Origin of the sequence: Komagataeibacter xylinus NBRC 15237 (assembly GCF_001571345.1) — a bacterium.
In the GTDB taxonomy this organism is placed as follows: domain Bacteria; phylum Pseudomonadota; class Alphaproteobacteria; order Acetobacterales; family Acetobacteraceae; genus Komagataeibacter; species Komagataeibacter xylinus.
This window is the reverse complement of record NZ_BCTP01000147.1, coordinates 1-671: the sequence shown is the minus strand read 5'-3', so window position 1 is coordinate 671 and position 671 is coordinate 1. Positions and strand designations below refer to the sequence as shown.

The 671-nt window shown below is 61.8% G+C and carries 1 pseudogene; it reads left to right on the top strand.

What is annotated here, in order from left to right:
* Window positions 1–35: 35 nt before the first annotated feature.
* Window positions 36–671, top strand: a pseudogene (locus GXY01S_RS17825) (IS630 family transposase); the annotation flags it as partial.

Here is a 671-nt window from a genome sequence, read left to right as displayed (position 1 = left end):
AGGATGCAGACCATTCTCTGAAGGAGGCATTCTGGATGGGCAGCCCTCTATCCCTGCGTGACGATCATGATAGTTCGGAGTTGCGACGCCTTGCGCGCAGAAGCCGGCATGCGGGTCAGTCGCGTCGCCTGTTGGCGCTTGCGGCGATTTATGATGGCGCCTCGCGCGGCGAGGCGGCCCTGCTTGCGGGGACAGACCGTCAGAGTATCCGTGACTGGGTGCTGCGTTTCAATGCGGATGGCCCGGATGGCCTTGTGGATCGTCATGGCGGGGGACAGAAAGCCCGCCTGACACAGGAGATGCTGTCTGCCCTGAAAACCCGGCTCGAAGAAAGACCCATCCCTGCGGTGCATGGTGTTGTCCGCTGGCGACTGTGTGATCTCTGCGGGTGGCTGCATGAGACCTATGGCGTCAGCCTGTCGGAAACGCGTCTGGGTCAGATCATACGCCGCGAGGGGTTCCGCCTGCTGACAGCCCGGCCACGGCACTATCGCCAGGATACAGAAGCCCAGGACATTTTTAAAAAGAGTTCCCCGGTGTCATGGCGGCGATCAGGTCCAGACATCCCGGAAAAGATATCGAAATCTGGTGGTCTGACGAGGCGCGGATCGGCCAGAAAACGAAGCTGACCCGACGGTGGGCGAAACGGGGCACCCGGCCCCGGGCCGTTG